Origin of the sequence: Paenibacillus sp. OK060, from assembly GCF_900101205.1 — a bacterium.
GTDB lineage: Bacteria > Bacillota > Bacilli > Paenibacillales > Paenibacillaceae > Paenibacillus > Paenibacillus marchantiae.
Genome location: NZ_FNFR01000011.1, coordinates 54,935 through 78,873 on the forward strand (window position 1 = coordinate 54,935; position 23,939 = coordinate 78,873).

At 45.8% G+C, this 23,939-nt stretch carries 19 protein-coding genes; 14 read left to right on the top strand and 5 right to left on the bottom strand.

Translation table 11 applies throughout. From position 1 onward, the window contains the following. Positions 1–2: 2 nt before the first annotated feature. The 4 genes from bioB to bioC are packed head-to-tail and all read left to right on the top strand — an operon-like array spanning position 3 to position 3,831. Positions 3–1,001, top strand: a complete 999-nt coding sequence (gene bioB / locus BLS14_RS28755; protein ID WP_090955191.1) for a biotin synthase BioB — start codon at positions 3–5, stop codon at positions 999–1,001. Positions 1,002–1,014: 13 nt separating this feature from the next. Next, positions 1,015–2,193 carry an 8-amino-7-oxononanoate synthase gene (gene bioF, locus BLS14_RS28760; RefSeq protein ID WP_090955193.1) on the top strand — a complete coding sequence of 393 codons (1,179 nt, stop codon included), beginning with the start codon at positions 1,015–1,017 and terminating at the stop codon, positions 2,191–2,193. After that, positions 2,190–2,987, top strand: a complete 798-nt coding sequence (locus BLS14_RS28765) for an alpha/beta fold hydrolase (protein WP_256336736.1) — start codon at positions 2,190–2,192, stop codon at positions 2,985–2,987. The genes bioF and BLS14_RS28765 overlap by 4 nt, the downstream gene beginning before the upstream one ends. After that, on the top strand, positions 2,968–3,831 hold the full coding sequence (gene bioC / locus BLS14_RS28770) for a malonyl-ACP O-methyltransferase BioC (RefSeq protein ID WP_090955195.1): 864 nt from the start codon (positions 2,968–2,970) through the stop codon (positions 3,829–3,831). Before BLS14_RS28765 ends, bioC begins: the two co-directional genes overlap by 20 nt. Before the next feature lie 2 nt (positions 3,832–3,833). On the opposite strand, the gene BLS14_RS28775 is transcribed toward bioC, so the two are convergent. Continuing rightward, entirely contained in the window at positions 3,834–4,394 is a 561-nt protein-coding gene (locus tag BLS14_RS28775) for a TetR/AcrR family transcriptional regulator (protein WP_090955197.1), read from the bottom strand. A gap of 168 nt (positions 4,395–4,562) precedes the next feature. On the opposite strand from BLS14_RS28775, the gene BLS14_RS28780 reads away from it, so the two are divergent. Together BLS14_RS28780 and BLS14_RS28785 are read left to right on the top strand one after the other, a co-directional pair. Beyond that, positions 4,563–5,489, top strand: a complete 927-nt coding sequence (locus BLS14_RS28780) for a ketopantoate reductase family protein (protein ID WP_090955199.1) — start codon at positions 4,563–4,565, stop codon at positions 5,487–5,489. 75 nt (positions 5,490–5,564) lie between these two features. Continuing rightward, the gene (locus BLS14_RS28785; protein ID WP_090955201.1) at positions 5,565–5,981 is read left to right on the top strand and encodes a DUF4395 domain-containing protein; all 417 of its coding nucleotides are present in this window, start codon (positions 5,565–5,567) and stop codon (positions 5,979–5,981) included. A 67-nt stretch (positions 5,982–6,048) separates the two neighbouring features. Here BLS14_RS28785 and BLS14_RS28790 read toward each other — a convergent pair whose 3' ends face one another. Beyond that, positions 6,049–6,765 (bottom strand): NPP1 family protein, encoded by a 717-nt coding sequence (locus BLS14_RS28790; RefSeq protein WP_090955203.1) that lies wholly within the window; start codon positions 6,763–6,765, stop codon positions 6,049–6,051. Positions 6,766–7,377: 612 nt separating this feature from the next. Here BLS14_RS28790 and BLS14_RS28795 point away from each other — a divergent pair. Both BLS14_RS28795 and rlmD read left to right on the top strand, forming a co-directional pair. Next, complete coding sequence (locus BLS14_RS28795) at positions 7,378–8,259, top strand: diacylglycerol kinase (protein ID WP_063568189.1); 882 nt, start codon at positions 7,378–7,380, stop codon at positions 8,257–8,259. A gap of 108 nt (positions 8,260–8,367) precedes the next feature. Beyond that, positions 8,368–10,095, top strand: coding sequence for a 23S rRNA (uracil(1939)-C(5))-methyltransferase RlmD (gene rlmD, locus BLS14_RS28800; RefSeq protein WP_090955305.1), 1,728 nt, complete (start codon positions 8,368–8,370; stop codon positions 10,093–10,095). 194 nt (positions 10,096–10,289) lie between these two features. On the opposite strand, the gene BLS14_RS28805 is transcribed toward rlmD, so the two are convergent. Further along, positions 10,290–11,228: a ketopantoate reductase family protein gene (locus BLS14_RS28805; protein WP_090955204.1), complete on the bottom strand. Its 939-nt coding sequence runs from the start codon at positions 11,226–11,228 to the stop codon at positions 10,290–10,292. Between the two features lie 148 nt (positions 11,229–11,376). On the opposite strand from BLS14_RS28805, the gene BLS14_RS28810 reads away from it, so the two are divergent. Then, positions 11,377–11,958 carry a TetR/AcrR family transcriptional regulator gene (locus BLS14_RS28810; RefSeq protein ID WP_072735700.1) on the top strand — a complete coding sequence of 194 codons (582 nt, stop codon included), beginning with the start codon at positions 11,377–11,379 and terminating at the stop codon, positions 11,956–11,958. Between the two features lie 109 nt (positions 11,959–12,067). Here BLS14_RS28810 and BLS14_RS28815 read toward each other — a convergent pair whose 3' ends face one another. After that, entirely contained in the window at positions 12,068–13,933 is a 1,866-nt protein-coding gene (locus tag BLS14_RS28815) for a leucine-rich repeat domain-containing protein (protein WP_090955206.1), read from the bottom strand. Between the two features lie 427 nt (positions 13,934–14,360). Here BLS14_RS28815 and BLS14_RS28820 point away from each other — a divergent pair, with 427 nt between their 5' ends. Beyond that, positions 14,361–18,827 (top strand): endo-1,4-beta-xylanase, encoded by a 4,467-nt coding sequence (locus tag BLS14_RS28820; protein ID WP_090955307.1) that lies wholly within the window; start codon positions 14,361–14,363, stop codon positions 18,825–18,827. Between the two features lie 92 nt (positions 18,828–18,919). Here BLS14_RS28820 and BLS14_RS28825 read toward each other — a convergent pair whose 3' ends face one another. Continuing rightward, positions 18,920–19,126, bottom strand: a complete 207-nt coding sequence (locus BLS14_RS28825) for a DUF2536 family protein (protein WP_090811784.1) — start codon at positions 19,124–19,126, stop codon at positions 18,920–18,922. Positions 19,127–19,679: 553 nt separating this feature from the next. Between BLS14_RS28825 and BLS14_RS28830 the strand changes: the two genes are divergently transcribed. The 4 genes from BLS14_RS28830 to BLS14_RS28845 all read left to right on the top strand — a co-directional run bounded on the left by BLS14_RS28830 (position 19,680) and on the right by BLS14_RS28845 (position 23,731). Further along, a complete protein-coding gene (locus BLS14_RS28830) occupies positions 19,680–20,666 on the top strand; it encodes a tRNA dihydrouridine synthase (protein WP_090955208.1) in 987 nt (328 codons plus the stop codon). 15 nt (positions 20,667–20,681) lie between these two features. Beyond that, on the top strand, positions 20,682–21,251 hold the full coding sequence (locus BLS14_RS28835) for an SF0329 family protein (protein WP_090955210.1): 570 nt from the start codon (positions 20,682–20,684) through the stop codon (positions 21,249–21,251). Between the two features lie 241 nt (positions 21,252–21,492). Continuing rightward, positions 21,493–22,653, top strand: a complete 1,161-nt coding sequence (locus BLS14_RS28840; protein WP_090955212.1) for a cobalamin-independent methionine synthase II family protein — start codon at positions 21,493–21,495, stop codon at positions 22,651–22,653. Between the two features lie 370 nt (positions 22,654–23,023). Continuing rightward, positions 23,024–23,731, top strand: coding sequence for a DNA alkylation repair protein (locus BLS14_RS28845; RefSeq protein ID WP_090955213.1), 708 nt, complete (start codon positions 23,024–23,026; stop codon positions 23,729–23,731). Positions 23,732–23,939: the final 208 nt, after the last annotated feature.

Consider the following 23,939-nt stretch of genomic DNA (forward strand, 5'->3'; position numbering starts at 1 on the left):
AGTTGAAAACAACGGTAACTAATCTAGAATGGTCGTCGCTTGCGAAACGATCGTTGAATGGCGAATGTTTATCAATTGAAGAGGGACTTGCCGTGCTTGAAGCAAACGACGATGAGGTACTGCCGCTAATGCACGCGGCTTTCCAAGTGAGACAATATTTTTACGGCAAAAAAGTGAAGCTGAATATGATCATCAACGCTAAAAGCGGCTTTTGTCCCGAAGACTGCGGTTATTGCTCACAATCCATCGTATCCACGGCGCCCATCCAAAAATACAGCTTGCTCGACAAAGAAACGTTGCTTGCAGGTGCACATGAAGCTATGGCGCGTAAAGCAGGAACCTATTGCATTGTAGCTTCAGGCAAAGGTCCCACGAATAAGGAGCTGGTTCAAGTGGTAGAGGCGGTAAAAGAAATCCGTGAAACGATGCCACTTAAAATCTGTGCGTGTCTAGGAATCTTGAAGGACGGTCAAGCAGAACGTTTAGCTGAAGCAGGTGTGCACCGATACAATCACAACTTGAACACAAGCAAGGCCAATTATCCATCCATAACCACAACGCATACCTATGACCAGCGAATTGAAACCGTGGAAAAGGTAAAAGCATACGGCATGTCCCCCTGTTCCGGTGTCATTATCGGTATGGGTGAAAGTAATCAGGAAATTGTCGAGATGGCTTTGGCACTCCGTAAGCTTGATGCGGATTCAATTCCGATTAATTTCCTAAATGCAATACCGGGGACCCCTCTGGAAGGAGCAGGACGCACTCCGGCTATGAAGGCGCTTAAGGTACTGGCACTATTTCGGCTCATCTGTCCATCTAAAGAGATTCGTGTTGCGGGTGGACGCGAGATCAACCTCCGTACATTGCAACCTTTGTCACTGTATGCTGCTAATTCACTCTTTGTAGGTGATTATTTAACGACAGCAGGTCAGGAAATATCAAATGATCATCAAATGATTGAAGATTTGGGTTTTGAGATTGAGTTAAATGCACTCTAAGGTGGCACGGACTATGAACTGGATGGAAAAAGAACTTGCGTTATTGGCTGATGCCTCCAATGAACGTTACTTGCGTGATAGTGCCGCGGTTCCAGATTGTCCTGGTTATACATGGAGAGGAGGCCGAGTGCTCCTCAACCTGGCCTCCAATGACTACCTAGGACTTGCTCGACATCCCGCTATCATCGATACAATTCGCGAGACGCTTCTTACCGAAGGAGGAGGCTCGGGCGCATCTCGTCTTGTTACTGGGAATCGACCGCCTTATGGTCGTCTGGAAGAAGCGCTTGCCACTTGGCAGCATAGTGAAGCCGCGCTTGTTTTTGCCAATGGTTATATGGCTAATTCTGGTGTCATTCGTGCACTCGTGGGCCGGGGTGATGTCGTTTTTAGTGATCAATTAAACCATGCCAGCATCGTGGACGGTATTGTGCTGAGCCGCACGGAACATGCCCGATATCGGCATAATGATATGGAACATCTGAAGCTATTATTGAACAAATATCGGGATAAACGACGTAAGCTGATTGTCACGGATGCCGTCTTTTCAATGGATGGTGATCAAGCACACTTGGAAGAGCTCGTTGCGCTCAAACAAGAATACGGGGCAATGCTGATGGTGGATGAGGCGCACAGCGGGGGCATCTACGGGAAACGGGGTGAAGGACTTTGCTTTAAGCTTGGTCTGCATCATGATGTGGATGTGCATATGGGGACGTTTAGCAAATCATTCGGTTTATATGGAGCTTATGTCTGCGGCAGCAGAACATTAATCCGCTTTCTCGTTAACAAAGCAAGGCCGCTCATCTATTCAACGGCATTGCCGCCTTCTCTGGTAGCTGGTATATCAACAGCGTTAACTTTGGTACAAGCGGATCATTGGCGCCGGGAACGCCTCTACTCGGCAAGTCCATTATTTCGTTCTTCGCTTAGTGATGCCGGATTTAACGTTGGGACCGGGGACTCCCCTATTGTGCCGATAATTGTCGGTGATAACGAAAGGGCTCTTCGTTTCAGTGAGGCACTTGAAGCAGGCGGTATTGCTGGGATTGCCATCCGACCGCCTACCGTTCCTGATGGCACAGCGCGAATCCGCTTCTCCTTATCTGCCGACCATACCCCTAAGGAACTGAATGATGCCAGTGCACGAATCTGTAAAATCGGGCTGCAGTTAGGGGTGCTGAGCTTATGAATGCCTTGGATAATAGTCCACTGCAAATTGAGCAGGAGACAAGTGGAACCATACTATGGCTAACGGGATGGAGCATGCCTGATGCGGTGTTTGACCGTCTTCGCCTGTTATTGCCTGAATTTCGTCATATGTCTGTAGATTATAGTGTTGCGGATTCTCCAGAGGAAATCCTGTGTTTAACTGAAACAGCAGTTAGAGACATGTTAGGTATTGAAGGGTCAGTTTGCAGGGAGAGAGTAGCACACGGTCCGCTTCTGATATCAGGTTGGTCGCTCGGAGGTTTACTGGCGCTCAGACTAGCGGCTAAAGGTTACGTGGATGGCCTTGTGCTGTTCGGTGCAACGGCTCGTTTTACCCGCTCAAAAGAAGAGTTTGACCGCGGCTTGGCAGATGCATACGTTAGGCAGATGATCAAAGGGATTTTAAAGGATCAACACGCAGTGGAAGCCAATTTTCGAAAGATTATGTTTACGGAGCAAGAATGGGAGGCGGGTCTTGCTGAACGTCTACCTCCTATGGGGGGCTGGAAAACGCAAGCGCTACTGGCAGGCCTGCAGATTTTACGAAGCGAGGAATGCTTGTCTATACTGCCCAATATCGATTGTCCGGTTCTTCTTATTCATGGGACTGAGGATAGGATATGTCCTTACGGTGCTGGCTTGGAACTTATGACTCAATTACCTCAAGCTAAGTTAATTACATTAATAGGCTGCGGGCATGCACCCTTTTTGGGGAAAGAAGTACACATCGCTGATGAATGGAGGAGATGGTGGCATGACCATTGGAAGAAGTAGTGTTGTTCAACGCCAATTTAATCGTAGTGCCACTTCTTATGATGCACATGCTCTTATTCAGCGTTCTATGGCTGATCAGCTAGCAAGATCCCTCGCAGAATGGAAGAACAAAGGGGTCTTAAGTGATCCGAGCATTCTCGAAATCGGTTGTGGCACAGGGGCTTTGACTCAAATCCTAGTAAATGAATGGCCTAGTGCGAATATTACTGCACTTGATATTGCACCCGAGATGATCGAAGTGGCTTCAAAACGGTTCCGATCAGCACAGCATCCAGGTGAAGGGGATTGTACAACGGATCGTTTGCGTTTTCTACAGGCGGATATTGAGACATGGGCCGTAAATGCATCGGAGTCCTCAGTGGATATCATCGTCTCCAACGCCTGTTTTCAATGGCTAAGTTCGCCGCAAGAAACACTGAGTCATCTGAGGCGAATGCTACGCCCCGGAGGTTTGCTCATATTTACGACCTTCGGGCCTGGTACATTTCGTGAGATGCATGAGGCATTTAATGAAGTTTATCGATCTATCGGGATGGAACCACAGCGACATGGACTTTCGTTTCATTCACCTGTTCAATGGGAAATCATGCTTCAGGAATCCGAATATTCTAGTTTCCATTGTGAGCGTTCGATTCATATGGAAAAGTATGCTTCCGCAAGAGATTTTCTGTATTCGGTTAAAGGAATGGGAGCCAGCACTTCAGAAGCAGCAACGATTCCTGGGTACAGTTTACGACGTTTGTTCACCAACATGTATAAGGAGTACGAGAATATGTTCAGCTCGCAGGGAGGAGTCACTGCGACATATGATCTCCTGTTCATTCAATCCGTAGCTCCTTATTAATCCTATACCTGAGAAGGAAGAATCAGATGAAGCTCTAGCAAAGACATCAGTTCTTCGACAATCTCCTGTGCCGGATATGGCATGGAATTCATGATCCACCATTCCAGCAGCCCAGCGGCGGCAGAAGCCAGAAATTGAACAGTGATCTCCCGATTGATACCTTTGTGAATGCCGCACGCATCAACCTGCTCTTCCACTCCCTGAATCAGGATTTTCATCAGCCGGTTTCGAAAAGCAGGAATGCCTTTTTGGGTTAATAGCGTGGTATAAACAGGGGCGTGCTGCTCCAGGTAACGGAAGGTTCGGAGCAACGCCTCCCTAACAGACATGGGCGTTGTAGGACTTTCCACCATACAGCTCTCCACCAGCTGCTGCAAATACGTCTCAATGCTTTGATCCAGCAGATCAAACTTGTCCGTATAGTGCAAATAGACGGTACCACGGTTCACATTGGCCCGATCAGCAATCTCATTAATCGTAATTTGCTCGAAATCCTGCTCTTCTAACAACCCGATAAAGGCATCGGTTATGGCTTTTCTTGTTTTGACCACTCGTCTGTCCATGGCGCCTCCTTTGATGTTTTCAACAATATGGATCCATTCGTTGATTATTCAACAATAACGGATATTTTAGCGATTGAAGCGTTGCAGATGCTTTGTTACTCTTATTTTATCAACAAATGTTGATAAAGCAACGAGTATCCATAAAAATTTGAAATAGAGGGATAACTAATGAATATATTAGTGTATGGCGCAGGCGTTCTGGGCAGTCAGCTGGCGCAGATTCTGGTACGCGGAAGAAATGACGTCACCATTCTGGCTAGAGGGAAGCGGGCAGAGGAACTGGAGAGAGATGGTATTGTCATTCGTCATGTGTTCCAGCTTAAAACGACCGTTGATCCGGTTCGGGTAACAAGAACGCTGGAAGAGAAAGATGAATATGATCTTATTTTCGTGGTTATGAAGTACAACGATTTTCCATCAGTACTGCCTATTTTGGCAGCCAATCATAGCAGGAACTTGGTGATCGTCGGTAACAATGCAGATGCACGAAGCATGCAAATCTTTTTGGAGGAAAACAGCAAGGTCGAAAAAAGGATAGCGTTTGGTTTCCAGGTCAGCGGTGGGCGGCGGCAAGAAGACCGGATGTTATCCATTGGTGGAGCAAGCGGGCAAATGGTGATTGGTGGACTGGACGGTGAGATTGCCTTTAAATCGATACTGGATCAAGCTTTTGAGAAGACGAAATACAAGTTGAATTACCTGGACGATATCGATGCCTGGCTGAAAAGCCATATTGTGCCCATTCTGATGCTTAATGCGGTGAGTTTTAATGAGAAGCGTGAGATGATCAAGGTGGACGGGAACAGGAAGCAACTCCAGCATATGATTGGGGCGATGAGTGAGGGCTTTAGCGTGCTTGAGGCTATGGGTATAACGATTATACCGGAGATTCAGGCCAAACTGATTCGCAAACATCAATGGATGTTTTATCTTCTGTTGAAGATGTATAGCATGCTTCCGATCTATAAACTGGTTGCGGGTTCCTTTGGAGAGATCGAGGCGTTAGATAATGCATTTACTGATTGGAAAAAGGCTACCCGCACGCCCACTCCTCATTGGGATGTGCTCAAAAAAGAATATTCTAATCTCAAATGAGATGACTATTGCTCAAAGTCCCGATCCCGACTACAATTAAGCCAACTAATAAAATGGGGATAAGGAGATATGCAGATGCGGGAAGTGCCTATGCGCTATGTCAAAGCGAACCAGATTGGGATTGTGCTATTTGTTGTCCTGTCATTTCTGTTCAACCAGCCGTTAATTCTGGGAGCATTATGGATCATCCAAGTCATTGGTCTGGCATCCGGAGGCAAGCTTAATCTGTTTGTGCAGATTGGGAAGGCCGTGTTTACTGGAAAAGGGACAGAGACACAGGCAGTGGAACTGCAACGCTTCAACAATGTTCTGGCCGTATTGTTTCTTACGCTGGCACTTATCTCATTCGGCCTTGGTTGGCAGGTAGCAGGTTATATTTTCTCGTCGATGCTTCTCCTCGCTGCAAGTGCCGCATTGCTCGGTTACTGTGTGGGCTGCACCGTATATTTTTGGTATAAACAGCTCCGTGCTGGCAGAAAGATTGGCTTCTAAACTATATGTAGTTGCAAAAACAATCCCCTCCAAGTTCTGTGTCCACTTGAAGGGGATTTTACTTTTTTTATCTGAACCAGGCCTTGTTTAAATTGTTTGTAAAATTGCTGTCGTTCAACGGAACATTAGCACTGCCAAAATCGGTCGTATTCAGCGCATCGCGTGCCGCAGACGTCAGATCATCCCAGCCGATCAAAGGCTGCATTCCACCGACGGTTCCAGTAACACCAAGCTCATGGTTTAGAGGCCAGGTACTGTTGTAACTAATTAAAGGATTCGTACCGTTCAGGTTCGTGTTATTTGGTGCAACATTCGTGAACTGCCCATGTCCTGAATAGGCGATGGAGAGGATTTGAGGATTTTGTGCTGCGGGATTGTCTACCCATACAACGATACCTTCCCAGTCATGACGATGGCCGAGACCGGAGGAAGGGGAGTCTTTCGGGAAGTACCATGCGTACATAATAGCCCATACGCCATTATGCCATGCCGAACGGGAGTACACTTGCCCTGTACTTGAGCTGCAGTTGCCATTAGGTGAACCGGAGGTTTGCAAGCCTGCATTGGTATTGCCCTGTTGATCCACGGCGGGGAATGGAACACATCCATGGTAGACTTTTAAGTAGTGTTGGAAACGCTTGGCTGCTATTTGCGTCACAGTGACGGGGTTTACTTCCTGGAATCCGACAACCTGATCATGGTTAATGACTGCCGCTTCAACGTCTGTGACAAAGGAAATACAGCCCAAGAGCGAAACCATAAGCAATAATACGAGTTTTTTCATTCGGTGATCTCCTTCATGGGTATGATATTGGAATGTGTTGAGGATGCACTAAGACTATATTGGAGAAGGTCTCATTTTATTTGTCATCTCATTCAGGTTTTTGTAAATTTTTTGCAGGATATGGTTGTTCTCATGATTTGAGAGGGTATAAGACTATTTCCGGCCCAAGCGGGCAGAATGGTGATGGATGGTTATAAATGACAGGAAATCCATAGGATTAGATTCAAGAGGAGTGCTAGAGGTTTATTTTGTAAAGGATAGACAAGTTCGGAAGTGAACAGAGAGCATGCTCGTCATTGCTGGAGTGGGATAATTCTTAAGGTTTTATCTTTATTGTTATCCAGATGTAAAATTTCGTTATAATAGATATGAAAATAATTACTTATGTATCACAGGCTAGGACATCTTCACATTTGATGATATGATAGTACATAAAGGCTTTGGAATGAGACGGAATTCCTTATGCATATATATAAGTAGAGAAAAGTGTTGGGGCAGGATTAACGGACGTGAGTCATTGTGTAAAATGATGCCCGACTACGGTCACTCTCAGATAGTAAGAATATGAGGTCGTTCAGACTCATGGATAATGTGGAATAGGTGGCGTATGAGATGAAAAAAGCTCGCTTGATATATAATCCGACTTCAGGCCGGGAAGAAATGAAGAAACGTCTGGCTGATATTTTGCAGCGTTTGGATCAAGGTGGTATTGAAGCCTCGTGTCACGCAACAACGGGTGAGGGAGATGCAACCCGGGAAGCGGAGCTGGCGATTGAACGAGGATATGACATGATTATTGCTGCTGGCGGCGACGGTACGTTGTATGAAGTCATTAACGGCATGGCCGAGCGGGAGAATCGTCCTCCGCTGGGTGTATTTCCTTTGGGAACGACGAATGATTTTGCGCGTGCGCTCGGTATTCCGAGGCAGTGGGAAGATTACGTGGATCTGGTCATTAACCAGCAGCTTCGTCCGCTCGATCTGGGCAAGGCGAATGATAAATATTTTATCAATATTGCGGGCGGGGGTTCGTTAACCGAACTGACCTATGAGGTGCCAAGCCGTCTGAAAACGATGATTGGGCAACTGGCCTATTATATGAAGGGTATTGAGAAAATGGCGAGCCTGTCTCCGCAGGAATTGGTTATCCGTGCCGCGGGTCAGGAAGAAATTCATGATGAATTCATGCTGTTCCTCATTGCCAATACAAACTCCGTCGGGGGCTTCGAGAAGCTAGCTCCGGGTGCGACCATTGATGATGGTCTGTTCGATGTGATCGGTGTGCGCAAATGTAATCTGGCTGACATGATTCGCCTCGTAACCCTTGCGCTGCGTGGTGAACATCTGAATGACAAGAAGGTCGTTCATTTCCAAACGGATTATATGGAAGTAACGTCGCCGGGCTATGTGCAATTGAACCTGGATGGCGAGTTGGGCGGCACATTGCCTGCGACATTCAAGAACCTGCGTCATCACCTGATGTTGTATCGTTAAGCGTAGTATGGATCGGGGAGAAAATGTGATTTCCTGTTGCCGTGGGCAGTGGGATCACGTATAATCTCATGGTGCCTGAAAATGAATGGAATCTCCCTTGAACAAGGGATGAACATATATGAAGAAAGAAGTGAATGTACGTTGTCTAATACGAACCGCAGCGGTCGTGGAAAAAACCGCCGGAATTCGGCTGCCTCTCAGGGGCAAGGGAATGCTTCATCATCCCGCCAGCCGAGCAAATCATCTCGTCCATCTACACGTCAGCAAGGGAAAGAGGTGCGGCCACAAGGCGCATCTCTTTCTGCCGTTCGTCCGAAGGGACGGGAACGTGAATCTGCACCAATCGAAGGACTCCCTGTAAGTAAAAATGAAGAGACCGTCATCGACATCATCGGTATGAACCATGACGGTGAAGGTGTCGGCCGTGCCAATGGATACACGCTGTTCGTGCAAGGTGCGCTTCCGGGCGAAACCGTACGCGTGAAAGTGATGAAAACCAAGAAGCAGTACGGCTACGCCAAACTGCTGGAGATCGTGAAGGCCAGCCCGGATCGTGTATCCGCGCCTTGCCCGATCTACGATCAATGCGGCGGATGCCAGATCCAGCATATGAGTTACGCCGGACAGCTTGCGTGGAAACGCCAGCTGGTGGTGGACAATTTGCAGCGGATCGGTAAGCTGAATGTGTTGGTGGAGGATGATGAGCAGGCAATCCAAACTGAACAAACTTCTACTGAAGAACAAATGAACGGCAGCAATCGTATTCGCCTTCGCATGGAAGGTGTCATGATCGAAGATGACACAACGCAAGGTATCCGTGTACTGCCAACGATGGGCATGGACGAGCCATGGCGCTATCGCAACAAGGCACAAGTGCCTATCGGTGCAGCCGATGGAGGCTTAGTGGGTGGTTTTTACGCCAAAGGAAGTCATCGGATCATCGACATGGAGACCTGCCTTATTCAGCATGAGCACAATGACGAAGTGGTAGCCAAGGTCAAGGAGCTAGGCAGCCATCTTGGCATTAGCGCATATAACGAAGAAACAGGTCGCGGTCTGCTGCGTCATGTGGTCGTGAAGAAGGCATTCCGTACAGGCGAGATGATGCTTGTTCTGGTCACCAATGGCCGCGACATTCCACACAAGGATGCATGGATCGGTAGTATCCGTGAAGCGATCCCGCATGTGGCGAGCATTTGCCAGAACGTTAACAAAAAGCAGACCAATGTTATATTTGGCGATGAAACCCGCGTCCTGTGGGGCCGTGATGTAATTTATGATTATATCGGTGATGTTCAGTTTGCGATCTCAGCGCGTTCGTTCTACCAGGTGAATCCGGTGCAGACGGAAGTACTTTATGGGAAGACGGTAGAGTACGCAGGACTGAGTGGTAAAGAGACTGTCATTGATGCCTATTGCGGCATCGGTACGATTTCTCTTTTCCTCGCGCAACATGCCGATCAGGTGTACGGGGTAGAGATTGTACCCGAAGCAATTGAAGATGCTCGCAGCAATGCGGTGTTGAACGACATGAAGAACGTGAAGTTCGAAGTGGGTGCTTCCGAGGACGTTATTCCACGCTGGAAAGAACAAGGCATTGAAGCCGACGTCATCGTTGTTGATCCGCCGCGTAAAGGTTGCGATCCACGTTTGCTGGATACGATTCTGGAGATGAAGCCTGAGCGTGTGGTGTATGTGAGCTGTAATCCCAGCACGTTGGCACGAGATCTTCGTGTGCTGGAGGATGGTGGCTATCGCACGGTTGAGGTAACGCCGGTGGACATGTTCCCGCATACGGTGCATGTGGAGAGTGTAGCGATGTTGGTTAGGGTGTAGTGTTTTGAAGCTACATTTACCTGTTTTAATATAGCTAATTTGCCCGAGGCTTCTAAAGCTCGGGCTATAATTGTTTTAACCGAAGTCATTCATTCAGCGAAGGGTATTTGATGAGGCTTCCGTTCGACGGATGATAGTTTTATATAATCATTAGTAGAGTTGATCTTGGTCTGAACAATATGAAGTTTTCCAGTTTATCCGTTTTCGATACTTGTGTGTTGTTCAGTGTTTTCTAATGCCGAGGTAAGACGTGGCAAAGGTATACCTAACTTTTTGGCTTCTCTCACAACTTCAAGTACTGCAAAATTGGATGTACTATTATTGTATTCAATGAAAAGTCGTGGTAAGCTGCCCTTTGCAAAAATGACCTTGTTAAACAGCGTGCCGATAAGTGCCGGTGGGATCTTGGTCAACAGTAGAGTAATCGCGTCCATCTTTGCGCCTCTTGCTTTAAGAACAGGCTTCATTTCCCGCATACTCTTGCCGACATTTGTGAATGAGTCACTATGATTCAAGATTGCTGGGAAACTTCCCCGTTTTAACACCTCGGTCTCCATCGCCGCATTCATGGCATAGTGATTCCATAACCAGCTTTGCATATCCTTGATCCAATTGATTTTAAAATGGGCGCCTTCAAATAGTTCTCTGACCTTGTTGTTTATCTGTTCCGTGCCTACCCGTGGTTTTTCCAGAAATATCATTTTTAAAAAGCCGCCCCTAAGCTTATTGTCCTCAATGCCGCCTCCTGCTCCTGGGAACCCAAAGATAACATTGTTCATAGACAGGGGCAAGATTGATGATTTTAAATCCTTCCAAATATTATTGAATATTAGGATAAGGGTGTTACCCGCAGTAGTCGAAAGTAATTTTGCTGCTTCGGGAAGTTGCTCTGTGTTGACACTCGCAATAATGAGATCGTAATTTGGGCTTATCTCCTCATGCAGCTTGATTTTCCAGCTTTCTTGGATGAATTGTTTCCCTTTTCGTGCGTCCCACATTTCAAGCGCTATATGACTTCCGAACTTTTCTTTTCTCCCTTTTCTAACGTAAAACTCAACGGTATGCCCTGCCTTCTCTAAAGCCCAAGCGTATTGGGTCGATATTACACCTCTACCGAAAAATAAAATTCTCATCTTAGCCTCCTAATATCCATATTCATCCTTGTTAATGATCCAACAACGTGTTGTATAATGTTATTGTATAGATTCACTATACGGTCATCAACCATCAGATTTTTAATATCTGTCGTATAATCAATTGAACAGAAAATGGAGGTCAATCATGAATAAGCAACCTGAAATTACGGACAAAACAAGGCAGACATTCATAAATGTATTCTGTGATTTATATTGCCGAAAACCAATCGAAAAGATATCCATTCAAGAGATTGCTAAACAATCAGGATATAATCGGAGTACATTTTATCAATACTTTACAGATATCTATGAGTTGTTGGACTGCGTTGAAGAGCGTGTTTTGAAATCCATTAAGGAGGAAATGGCAGGCAGAGAGTTTTCTACACATACTATCCAAGATGCACTTCAATGCTTGGAAAATGCAGAGGAAATTTCAGTTCTTAAAGCTATATTGGGCGACTATGGTTCTGTTCATTTTGTGGAACGCTTGAAAAGAGAAATTCCCTTTGAGCGATTGATTGTGGATTTTCCAACAGATGATGTCTTGGCACCGTATATCATCGAGTTTTACATATCAACATTAATATCTATGTTTCGCCTTTGGATACACAGAGACAAAGATCTATCGTCGGAAGAATTGATCAAGCTGATCGATAGTCTATTTTCAAAGGGGATAACACCGTATCATATCTTTGGCACGGTCAATCCGCAGCGTTCTGGAGTGTAGCGATGATGGTTAGAAAGCTAAACATAAACAGAAGGGGTTCGAGAATTTATACATAATTCTCGAACCCCTTCTTGTCTTTGTTTCAATATCATCCATTAATTATAGTAGTCTAATACACATGCACACCCGTACCAAGTACGGATTTGTTTTGTACGGAATTACCGGATAGATATACCTTTTGCAGATCAGGCAGCTGGCTTAGGGTCTCTATATTGGAAATGGCATTGTTCTCGAGATGAAGATTTTCTATGGCCTGCCAGTTACTCATAAATTTGAGAGAAGCCAAATTGCTGTCTTGCAGAGTGAAGGAACGTAGAGCGGTCATTTTGGCAAAGTAAGGCATCATTTGGTCAACCTCAGTAACAGAGGTGTTGTTTATGCTGAAATATGGCTGCTCTAAGGTCAAATGTTCAAGCACGCTGTTCTCCGCGGCCGCCTTTTGTTCAAAGTTCAGCCTACACTCTGAGCACATCAGAGACTTCACCTGTTTCAAACGAAATAAGGCATCGCTTTCCTTGAACAGTGACGAGTCGTAAATGCTTAGGGTCTCTAGGCGGGACAAGCTGTCCAGGGCGCCTAGACGTGTGATTTCACTGATCTCCCAGAGGGAGAGTTGCTTCAGTTTCGGGAATTTCCCCAGCGCCGCTAAATTCAACTCTCCACTTCCGCCACGGAGCGTCAGGCTGGTTGCGGCGGGCGCTTTCAGCCCGGAGAGAAAGGAGCTTGGGACTTCCACCCGCACTACATTTGGCAATGTCAGCGCTTCTGCTTTCTCGTAATAACCGGACAACGTTAATTCCCGCAGTGAAGACAGACTGTTTATGGTCTTTACCGAGCCAAGCTGACTTAGAGAAGCCAGGCGTAGTTTAGTAATGGAGGCCTTGTCGGCCAAGCGCTCCATGCTTGAAAAGTTTACATTTTCGATATCTAGCGTTTGTAGAGCAGGCATATTTTGTACAAAGTCGATGGACTTTACGTTGGTTAAATAGGAAAGCTGAAGCTCCTGAAGCTGGGTTAAGGCATACAGCGGCTGTAGGTCTGTAGCTTCACTGTAATGTATGGACAAGGATGATAGCCTGGTCATGGAAGACAGCCATCCCAGTTCATCGACAAAGGTGAGCGACAGGGACTTGAGCGGCAGTTTATTCAACAGAAAGAAATCCGTTACGGACTCATCCACATAGGTAATGGATAAAGAGCTCAGATTAGGAAATTCCAGCAGTAGGGCCAATTCCTGATTACTGCGAAGCTGAGTGGAAATTTCCGTAATTTTAGACTTGTCGCCAAAGTAGCCCGAAAATGTACTAAAGGATTCGTTAAAAGCGCCTCCATAACTTTTTAATCCGGGCATATGGGCCAAAGTGGTTTGGTCCGTCTGGGAGATTTCATAGGTATTCGTCAGGTCCAATGCCGTCAGTCCCTTAAAAGCTTCAAAATCTCGCTGATCAATCCGCTGGCTATTCAGTTTCTTGTCCTGAGTAATATAAGTGATCTTCTCGGCCTGTTCATCGCTGAAGGGATCAGAGAGGCTATATGTAAACTTCCACTGATCATTCTCCGAATGCTCTACGGTTAAATAGCGAAGACGAGCCAGTTCCTCCTCTGTCGGCAAGGCGGACCCTTTATCGAAGATATCTCGCAAAAATGAGAGCAGAACCTCGCTTTCGGGCATCTTTCGCACAGGCAGATTGGCTTCTGTTTTTGGATAGGTGGAGTTGTTACTATAATAAAAATACGTACCGATGGCACCAGTTAGGACTAACATTAGCATCAGCATTAGCTTTACGGAGACAGCCTGCTTCAGCGGTGCTTTAGGGGGCGTTCCGTGGTAATGATTAATGGTCTGGTCTACGTAATAGACATGATTTTGCTTCAATAAAAGCTCTGTTTCACAATATGGACACTTTAAAATCTCACCCTCTTTGTATTCAATTCTTCCGTTGCAATTGGGGCAGTTTAGCGGAATAAACGCCACGAATGTCCCCTCCTTCATTATGATGGTCATAAGATCATGCTGAACGGTCATCTGACTTCATTATACCTTGTGAATTTACGTTTGATGAGAGAAAGAAGTTTCACATAGCGAAGGAGCAGGGGAATCCTGCTCCTTTTTGGTCTTTTTTAAAGTGTGGCTGGTGGTAGTAGGCATTATTAAAAGGGGATCTGTTGTGAGTGCTGCGACGAATTTATTGCCGCGACCTGATCATCGGAAAGAAGAGCAAGTCTGTACGAGTATCAGAGTTGGTAGAGTTCTGTAAAAAACTAAGATTCCCCTTTAATTTGGAGTAAGAATTCTCTTTCATGAAGTGGTATTATCTGGGGTGAAAGGAGGCTGGCTACAGCAAATTATGTAAGCGCTTTATATGTTTTATAAAAAATTTGGTGTGGGGGGAATGCTTCGAATGAGGAAATCTTTTAAGCAGGTCGTTTCCGGGTTACTCGCAGCGGCTCTGCTTCTTCCGGGCGGCTTGATAGCTCCGGCAGTTAACGCTGCAGATCTAGTGGCAACTAATTCACAAATTGTGTATCAGGAAACATTCCAGAATGGTCAAGGCAAGGCAAGTCAATCAGGCGGTGCCCAGCTGGACGCTGTAACAGGCAAGCCGTTTGAAGGCAATGATGATGGAGCAGCTTTAAAAGTTAGTAACCGATCTAATAACTGGGATGGCGTGGACCTCGCTTTTGGTGACCTTGGTTTGTCAGTTGGCAAAGAGTATTCTGTAACCGCTTCCGTTTATGTCGATACTGATGCTAACCCGCCTGCAGCTGGTAAAGCAGTACTGGAGGTTGTAAGCAATAAGGGGGTTGCTGGCTCAGAAGGATACATTGGAATTAGCTCTGCTGACTTTAAAGCAGGACAAGGCATTACACTATCCGCCGATCTCTCCGTTAACAGTGTGGAGAATACAGCTCTGCGAATCAAGTCTGATGAAGCAGGTAAGGGTGTCTCTTTCTATATCGGGAATATCACGATCACCCAGACAGTAACACCTGTCGAACCCACGGTAGTCCTTAACCAAAGCTTTGAAGACGGCAGTAACGGTGGATGGGGCAAGCTGGGTTGGGGATCGAACGGGGATACTGCGGTCGTTAACGACGTAGCCTCCGAAGGTACGAAATCTCTGAAATTCTTCAACCGGGCCGATGAGAAGGCCGTTCCTGCTCTCGTACTTACGGGCAAAATGAAATCCGACCGTAAGTATGATATTTCCCTCAAGGTTAAACTCAGTTCAGGTGAAGGCCAGTTCCATCTGGCTTCCAAGATAGATTCTGAAATATTGTCGGATGATCAGAAGTATCCTTGGATTATAGGCAACAAGCTTGTAACCGCTTCTAACTGGACACTCTTAGAAACCAAAGGCTACGAAATCCCTTCTAAAACGAATGAGGTCATCATCTATGTTGAACCATCGGACAATACGTTAACCTCGGATATTTACATTGATGAAGTCATCATCACCGATGTAACCCCTGATCAAACAGAACCTGAAATTGTAGATAAAACGGGCATCTCTGCAGACTTTGAGAATGGTCTGGATGGATTCAAAGCACGGAACGGCCGTGAAACGGTAGCACTTTCCGAAGACGATAATCATACATCTGGCGGCAAGCAAAGCTTGCTTGTGACGACTACGACACAATATGATGCAGCCTTGGTTGATGCTACTGGAAAAATGGCAAAGAATCACGAATATGAGCTGTCTGCTTGGGTGAAAATGGCACCTGGCGAAGCGCCTACGACCCTTCGTATTAGTGTTCAATATGCTGACAGCGGCTTTGCGAACGTTTCACCAAATGCAACTGTTACAGATCAGGAATGGGTACACTTAACGGGTAAATATACGCTCACCACTACTCCAAGCGTACTCAATGCTTATATTGAAACAGCAAACAATGACGGCGGCAACCGTACCTTCTTCTTGGATGACTTTGCTCTAAAATATGTGGGACCTGTAACTGCCGCGCCTCCGATTCAAGAAAATCTTCCTAATATCAAGGATATTTACGAGGATGATTTCCTGATCGGGAATATTGTTAATCCGGCTACCTTTGACGAGACTCGGCTCAAGCTTCTGACCAAGCATCACAATGTCGTTACGTTTGAAAATGACATGAAGCCGGATTATGCCTATAACGGGGACAGACAATTTGATTTCACCGCAGAAGATGCTCTTGTCCAAAAAGTACAGGATGCAGGCCTTGACTTGCACGGTCACGTGCTCGTATGGCATGCGCAGTCACCTACATGGCTTTATACGGCAGAGAGTGGTAAACCATTGAGCCGTGAAGCAGCTCTGACGAATCTAAAAACACATGTTAAAACGGTTGTTGAGCACTTTGGCGATCAAGTCATTTCCTGGGATGTTGTCAATGAAGCGATGAACGATAACCCGGCTAATCCAGAAGACTGGAAAAATGCATTGCGTAATTCAGGCTGGTTACAAGCCATCGGCCCTGAATTTATAGAGCAGGCATTCCTTGCAGCCAAAGAAGTCATTGATGAAAATGGCTGGGATATCAAGCTTTACTACAATGACTATAACGATGACAACCAGAATAAAGCTACAGCGATCTACAGCATGGTGAAAGAGCTCAATGAGAAGTATGCCCTAAATCACCCTGGCGAGAAACTAATTGACGGCATCGGCATGCAAGCCCACTACAATTTGGGCACTAGATTGGATAATGTCAAGATGTCGCTCGAGCGTTTCATTTCCTTGGGAGTAGAAGTCAGTGTCACCGAGTTGGACATTATGGCAGGCACTAATTCTACAATCACTGAAAAAGAAGCGAAGCAGCAGGCCTATCTGTATGCCCAATTGATGGATCTGTATAAGAAGAACAGCGAGCATATTCCGCGTGTCACCTTCTGGGGATTAAATGACAGCACCAGCTGGAGAGCCGAGCAGAATCCAACCTTGTTTGATAAGAATTTTCAAGCAAAAAAGGCGTTCTACGCGGTAGTTGATCCGCAAAAGTATATGGCGGAAAATCCGCCTGAAGAGCTTGAATACAAGCGCTCAAGCGCTTATTATGGGACACCAGCTATTGATGGCTCTGTAGACAGTGTATGGAGCAAAGCTCCTGAAATGAAACTGGATACGAAGCAAATGGCATGGTCAGGTGCGACAGGAACGGCAAAAGCACTGTGGGATGACGACAATCTGTATGTATTGGTTCAAGTCAGAGATGATCAACTGAACAAGACCAATCCAAATGTATGGGAACAGGATTCCGTCGAGATATTCGTCGATGAAAATAACAGCAAAACGTCCAGCTTCCAGGATGATGATGGACAATACAGAGTGAACTTCGAGAACCTTGCTACCTTTAATCCTGCGGAAATCGCTGCAGGTTTCGAATCCAAAGTCTCTGTTTCCGGTACCAACTACACGGTTGAAATGAAGATTCCGTTCAAAAAGGTTAAGCCTGCGAACAATGCCAAAATTGGCTTTGATGCGCAGATTAATGATGCGAAAGACGGCAACAGAATCAGCGTGAATGCATGGAATGATCCATCTGGTCAGGGTTACCAGGATACGTCCGTATTCGGTGAATTGACGCTCACTGGCAAACCCTCTTCTGGCGGAAACAATGGCGGAGGAAACGACGGTGGAGGCAACAACAGCGGGGGGAACAATGGTGGTAGCAGTGGCGGATCAAATTCCGGGACTACTCCGCAGCCCCAACCTCAACCACAGCTTCCAGACAATGACTCGAAGATAGTGCCGGTAATAAAAGTTGAAAATGGAACAGCCACAGCAACCATTTCAAGCGACAGCCTGAATAAAGCGATTGAAAAAGCTTCTCCAGGTGCAAATGGCAAGAAGCAGGTTACCATCGAAGTGCCGAAGCAAGCAAATGTACAATCCTATGTTGTGCAATTGCCGACTTCAATCCTGCAAAGCAACAATAATGTTGAGTTTGTGCTTAAGACGGAGAATGAAACAATTCAAATTCCGTCCAATATGCTTTCTAATATTACGGAGCAAGCGGATCAAGTCTCTATTCTGATTAACAAAGTCTCGGCAGATCGTCTGAGCGCAGATGTTCGCGCTATTGTGGGCAGCCGTCCGGTGATCGATCTAAGTGTAAAAGCTGGTGACCGTCTCCTTGCCTGGAACAATCCAGCGGCACCTGTAACGGTATCTGTTCCGTACACGCCTGCTGCACAGGAGCTTGTCAATGCACATCAGATCGTGATTCTTCACATTGACAATCAAGGGCATGCAACAGCCGTGCCAAGCGGACACTATGATGCTAAATCCGGTTCAATGGTGTTCAAAACAACTCATTTCAGCACTTATGCTGTAGTCTACGTAACCAAGACTTTTGCCGATGTGCAAAATGTCCTGTGGGCAAAACAAGCAGTCGAAGCGCTGGCTGCACGCGATATTATTAAAGGAATCTCTGATGACAGCTTCGCTCCTGCAGCTTCCATCACGAGAGCCGACTTTATCACCTTGCTTGTCAGAGCACTTGAGTTGAAGGGTTCGGGCACGAACGGGGCAGCCTTCAGCGATGTACAGCCAACTGCTCACTATGCACAGGCTGTGGCTATTGCCAAAGAACTTGGAGTTGTCTCTGGATTCGAAGATAACACATTCAAGCCAGGCAACAGCATTTCCCGTCAAGATATGATGGTTCTTACGGCGAAAGCCCTGAAAGCAGCGGGTAAGCAATCTACCGGCAACGGAAATCTAGCTCCATATTCCGATGCTGCAAGCATTTCCACTTACGCGATGGATAGTGTAGCTTCCCTCGTAGGAAGCGGAATTGTCAACGGCAAAGATGGCAAAATCGCACCAGCCGAACCATTGACCCGTGCTGAAGCAGCGATGGTTCTCTACCGGATCTGGGAAATGTAAAGTTTAATTAAACAGCTAAAAAAAGACTCCCCCCGTATAATCCAGACGGGGGGAGTTCTACTATTTCATATCGAAGTAAAAGAACTCGTCTATCACTCTGCAGAAAAATGAACAACTGCACTATATAACATCTTGTTGCGAAACGGGTCGAACGTCACTTGATGCTGAACCTGCTTCACTCGAAGCAGCAATGCCTTGTTCATTCCGATTCGGTCCTCGATCGCCCGTTCCAGTTCATTGAAGTCATAAGCCTGCAAGCATTCGACTTTGTCTTTGATAATATCGAGTGAAATTTCCATGTTTGTTTCAGGCCTCCTCCATGTCACGATTTGCAGGTACAAAAGCCTGCCGAACTTTTATTGTAGAGGAGCTTGTCCGGTTCGGCAAGAGCGAACAAAGCGAATCATTAGAACGATGGAGGCAGTCTGATTTCTATACCGGCGGGCCAAAACGATAAGATAAAGTTATGCTTCAAATAATCACTAATAAACTCGTGCTGAAAATGAGCTAAAGACGTGGTAAAATTGGTGGAGTAATAAATGGAGAAAGGGGAAACCCGGACCCATAAGGTAACTAGCAAAGGGGGGGGCGTCGCCCCTCTTTTTTATGCGAGTCTATTGAAGGGTACGCTTCTCTTCGGGGTAGGATATATTCATCTTGATGTGATTAACAGATACTGATGTTTGAACGAAGTTACATTTGCATGGTATAAGTGAAGAAGAAGCAAGGACATCAAAATGTAAATTGCAACGAATCTGCTAATGTAAATGATACGATTGCAGATGTATGGCTTACGATTTTAACATTAATGAGGACAAAGGTTGTCCTGGTATATATAGAGGAGTTTCTAATATGAAAGAAAATTTTTGGCGTGATTTGCCACGACCATTTTTTATACTGGCGCCGATGGAAGATGTGACGGATGTTGTGTTTCGTCATGTCGTAAGTGAAGCGGGCAGACCGGATGTGTTTTTTACGGAGTTCGCGAATACAGAGAGTTATTGTCACCCGGAGGGGAACAAAAGTGTACGCGGGCGTCTGACTTTTACAGAAGATGAACAGCCGATTGTGGCACATATTTGGGGAGACAAGCCGGAGTTCTTCCGCGAGATGAGCATCGGGATGGCGAAGGAAGGTTTCAAAGGCATCGATATTAATATGGGCTGTCCTGTCGCCAATGTGGCGGAGAATGGAAAAGGAAGCGGTCTGATCTGCCGTCCTGCGCTTGCAGCGGAGATTATTCAGGCGGCCAAAGCCGGTGGTTTGCCCGTCAGTGTCAAAACTCGCCTCGGGTTCACCGAGGTGGACGAATGGCGCGACTGGTTGACTCATATTTTGCAGCAAGACATTGTGAATCTGTCCATTCATCTGCGTACAAGAGAGGAAATGAGCAAGGTCGATGCGCACTGGGAGCTGATCCCGGAGATCAAGAAACTTCGGGACGAGATTGCACCGAATACGCTGCTAACCATTAATGGAGACATTCCTGACCGTGCGACCGGACTCAAACTCGCCGAGCAGTATGGTGTTGATGGTATTATGATTGGACGAGGCATTTTCCAGAATCCGTTTGCTTTTGAAAAGGAGCCAAGGGAACATACCACAGAGGAGTTCCTTCATCTGCTGCGGCTGCACTTGGACCTGCATGATCAATATTCAGAGCTTGAACCGCGTGCGTTCAGCCCGCTGGCCCGCTTTTTCAAAATCTACGTCCGTGGATTCCGCGGGGCAAGTGAGCTGAGAAACAGCTTGATGAACGCCAAAACTACAACTAGAGTACGCGAATTGCTCGATGAATTTGGAAGTAAGGAGCATGATGGGGTAGAGGAAAATGAATAGAATACAGGAGGTCATATGTCCTGGAGTAAATTGAAGCAGCAACTGGAGAGTTTCCTTAGTCCCACGTTAGTTGGAACCGTCGAATACCGGGCAACCAGCTACCGTTATTTACCTGATAAATCAGGAAATTGTTACATTACCGTAGATAAAAAGAACGTACTCAATATGAGTGATCTAACTGGCTCGATCAGATGGTATCTGACGGAGCAGGAGATCAAAAATGACCCGGATTTGCTGATTCCTGTAAGTCATGAAGAGATTGAAGCCATCAGAAAAGAAACCAAAGGGACCGTTCCAGAGGATCGTCTTCAAGTCATAGGAAGAAGCAGAAAAAGCTCAGGGCATGCTAAAGAGCTCCTTTCTGCGCAGGCCGTATTAAGTAAATCGAATTTTACTGTTGCAGCTACTACGTTTTTATCAATTTCTATAGAGGAAAGTCTAGAGAGTCATGATATCTTGTTGAATATTCTGGCTTTGATAGACAGACGAGTTGGTAAAAAGCGAATCCTAAATATGTCCGAGCAGATAAAGTTAAAGCATCCAGCTGTGCAGTATTTTTATGAATTAAGGCGCAGTACGTTGTGAGAATTAATAAATATCAATGACGGGGCACCCTTTATCGAGGGTGGTCCTACTGAACATTAGCTTAACAAGAGAAGAGATGATCAAGTAGACTTCAACCTGTGCATGTTGAAAAGTCTACTTTTTTATTGTTCAATTTTTTTCTGCTATAGCTTTTAACTATAACTAGTTATGGCATTTAAGTATCTCAGCCAACCTCGTTCTGCATGATATGATAATGGTATACAACGAGGGGGTTTTTGACATGACTGATAAGTTCCAGATCGTAGGTAGTTTGTTGCGTCCTGATGAGCTGCTGACATATAAAACGCAAATTGAACATCGTGATGATATCAAATATCCATTCTATGAGAGTTTTGAAGGTTATGAAAAATGCGAGACTGAGGCCATCAAACAAGTGGTGAAAAAAGAAATCGAGCATGACCTGTCGATTATTACAGATGGAGAGTTCTCCAAATCGATGTGGCATCTGGATTTTGTGTGGGGCTTTGGTGGAGTTGAGCGTTATATTGCAGACCATGGCTATTTTTTCCGAGATGTCGATGGATCTTCAAAATATGAAACACGTAAAGATATTGGCCTGCGCATAACTGGCGAATTGAGCGGTAAAAATCATCATTTCATTCAACTGTTCAAACAACTGCAAGACACGGCGGGTGACCAGCAAACGAAACTTTGCGTTCCGTCCCCATCCCATATTTTTGGTGAACTCTCCTGGTCTGATAATATCGGCGGTACGGACGCTGTTTATCAGAATATTCAGGAGCTCAAAGCGGGTCTTGTGAAAGCATATAAGGAATTTGTGGAAGAATTCGCTGCGGTAGGCGGTAAAATTCTGCAAATGGATGACTGCTTGTGGGAGCTGTTTGCAGACGACAACCCGAACTCTCCGTTTACAGGGGAGCACATTAATCAAGAGGAAGTACAGGGTCTCGCTACCGAATTTATTGATATTAACAATACAGTGATTGACTTCGGTCACAGCCTGGGTTTGAAAATGTGGACACATAATTGCCGCGGCAACTATGATTCTCGCAACATGGGCGGTGGATCTTACGCGAAAATCGCTAACCTGTTCCTGAAGCAATTGAAATATGATCGTTTCTTCCTGGAGTGGGATGATGATCGTGCGGGTTCTATCGAAGCCCTGGAGGTTTTCAAGGACAGACCTGAAACGGAAATCGTATTAGGCTTGTTGTCATCTAAGACCAATACACTTGATGATGAAGAGCGCGTAATCCGTCTGCTTGATGAAGCATCTAAAATTATTGATAAGGATCGTCTGTTGCTTTCGCATCAATGTGGCTTTGCATCCTGCGATGGCGGTAACGAACTAAGCGAAGCTGAGCAATGGGCCAAAATCGTTCAAGGTCAAAAGATTGCCAAGCAATACTGGGAAAACTAATTTCGAATAGCAGCATCTTGAGCTAAAAGGGATGCCTCGTAGGGCCAGAAATGGACATGCGAGGCATCTCTATTTTTTATACATCTTTTCTCCCCAAATTATCGTAGTTTCCTGTTCCGCCATTGTATTGCGCGATAAGTGGCTCTTTCTCAGATCGGTGATTAAGACACTGTAGGAGAGATAGGAGTTGTTAGCATCATTGGTGAGGTTGGAATGGGAGTGAATTTAGTGGAATCTGGATGTATAGCGTGACAACAGGCTGTGATACAATGAAAATGAAATTGTTGTACGGATCATCTTGGCAGTTGTATTCCCTCTAAACGACAAATTAGAAATGTATATATCCTATGAAAAAGGAGAGTTTTACACAATGAATTTGGAAGAGGTTATGCATGAGCTAGAAGCGCTAGGGAAAGAACGAACAAAGAAAATATATATGTCCAATGGTGCACACGAACCGCTTTTTGGAGTAGCTACTGGAGCGATGAAACCAATCGCCAAGAAAATAAAAAAGAATCAGCCTTTGGCTGAGCTGCTTTACGCTACGGGAAACTATGATGCCATGTATTTTGCTGGTGTGATAGCCGATCCCCAAGCGATGACGGAAGCTGATTTTGACCGTTGGATTGATGCTGCTTATTTTTACATGATCTCTGACTTCATCGTATCCGTCACGCTGGCAGAGACAGATATTGCCCAAGCGGTTTCGGACAAGTGGATTGCGAGCGGGGATGAATTGAAAATGTCTGCAGGCTGGAGCTGTTATTGCTGGTTACTCGGTAGCCGACCGGATAGCGAATTCTCCGAAAGTAAACTGAACGATATGCTTAAACAGGTGGAACAGACGATCCACGAATCTCCCGAACGAACGAAATATTCGATGAACAACTTCCTTTACACCGTCGCGACATCCTATCAACCGCTGCACGACCAGGCCGTGGAGACAGCCAAGGCCGTGGGACCTGTTGAAGTCGACAAGGACAAACCTAAGAGCAAGTTCCTGCAAGCTTCCGAAAATATTCAAAAGGCAGTGGAAAAAGGGCGAACTGGGTTCAAGCGTAAATATGTAAGGTGCTGACGCTTTCGCCTTATCGTCAGTTTTGGCATAGGGAACGTCCGAATCTGTGAATTGAAATCCACAATCACCATGTTATAATAAGGACAGAAACAGCTTATAATGCAAAGAGAGCCGTGCGCTAACACGACTCTCTGATGCAATAGCCGCTTTTAAGGGCGGTGGGCTTAACAAGCAGGGTACCGACCAAATAGACCGCATCCCTTAGCCA

Bases quoted from the DNA above. Each gene is read 5' to 3' on its own strand.
- BLS14_RS28820 (WP_090955307.1), top strand. From the start codon at position 14,361: ATGAGGAAATCTTTTAAGCAGGTCGTTTCCGGGTTACTCGCAGCGGCT.
- BLS14_RS28775 (WP_090955197.1), bottom strand. From the start codon at position 4,394: ATGGACAGACGAGTGGTCAAAACAAGAAAAGCCATAACCGATGCCTTT.
- BLS14_RS28825 (WP_090811784.1), bottom strand. From the start codon at position 19,126: ATGGAAATTTCACTCGATATTATCAAAGACAAAGTCGAATGCTTGCAG.
- bioF (WP_090955193.1), top strand. From the start codon at position 1,015: ATGAACTGGATGGAAAAAGAACTTGCGTTATTGGCTGATGCCTCCAAT.
- BLS14_RS28765 (WP_256336736.1), top strand. From the start codon at position 2,190: ATGAATGCCTTGGATAATAGTCCACTGCAAATTGAGCAGGAGACAAGT.
- BLS14_RS28845 (WP_090955213.1), top strand. From the start codon at position 23,024: ATGAATTTGGAAGAGGTTATGCATGAGCTAGAAGCGCTAGGGAAAGAA.
- BLS14_RS28810 (WP_072735700.1), top strand. From the start codon at position 11,377: ATGAATAAGCAACCTGAAATTACGGACAAAACAAGGCAGACATTCATA.
- BLS14_RS28790 (WP_090955203.1), bottom strand. From the start codon at position 6,765: ATGAAAAAACTCGTATTATTGCTTATGGTTTCGCTCTTGGGCTGTATT.
- BLS14_RS28795 (WP_063568189.1), top strand. From the start codon at position 7,378: ATGAAAAAAGCTCGCTTGATATATAATCCGACTTCAGGCCGGGAAGAA.
- BLS14_RS28805 (WP_090955204.1), bottom strand. From the start codon at position 11,228: ATGAGAATTTTATTTTTCGGTAGAGGTGTAATATCGACCCAATACGCT.
- BLS14_RS28835 (WP_090955210.1), top strand. From the start codon at position 20,682: ATGTCCTGGAGTAAATTGAAGCAGCAACTGGAGAGTTTCCTTAGTCCC.
- BLS14_RS28830 (WP_090955208.1), top strand. From the start codon at position 19,680: ATGAAAGAAAATTTTTGGCGTGATTTGCCACGACCATTTTTTATACTG.
- bioC (WP_090955195.1), top strand. From the start codon at position 2,968: ATGACCATTGGAAGAAGTAGTGTTGTTCAACGCCAATTTAATCGTAGT.
- BLS14_RS28840 (WP_090955212.1), top strand. From the start codon at position 21,493: ATGACTGATAAGTTCCAGATCGTAGGTAGTTTGTTGCGTCCTGATGAG.
- BLS14_RS28780 (WP_090955199.1), top strand. From the start codon at position 4,563: ATGAATATATTAGTGTATGGCGCAGGCGTTCTGGGCAGTCAGCTGGCG.
- BLS14_RS28785 (WP_090955201.1), top strand. From the start codon at position 5,565: ATGCGGGAAGTGCCTATGCGCTATGTCAAAGCGAACCAGATTGGGATT.
- rlmD (WP_090955305.1), top strand. From the start codon at position 8,368: ATGAACATATATGAAGAAAGAAGTGAATGTACGTTGTCTAATACGAAC.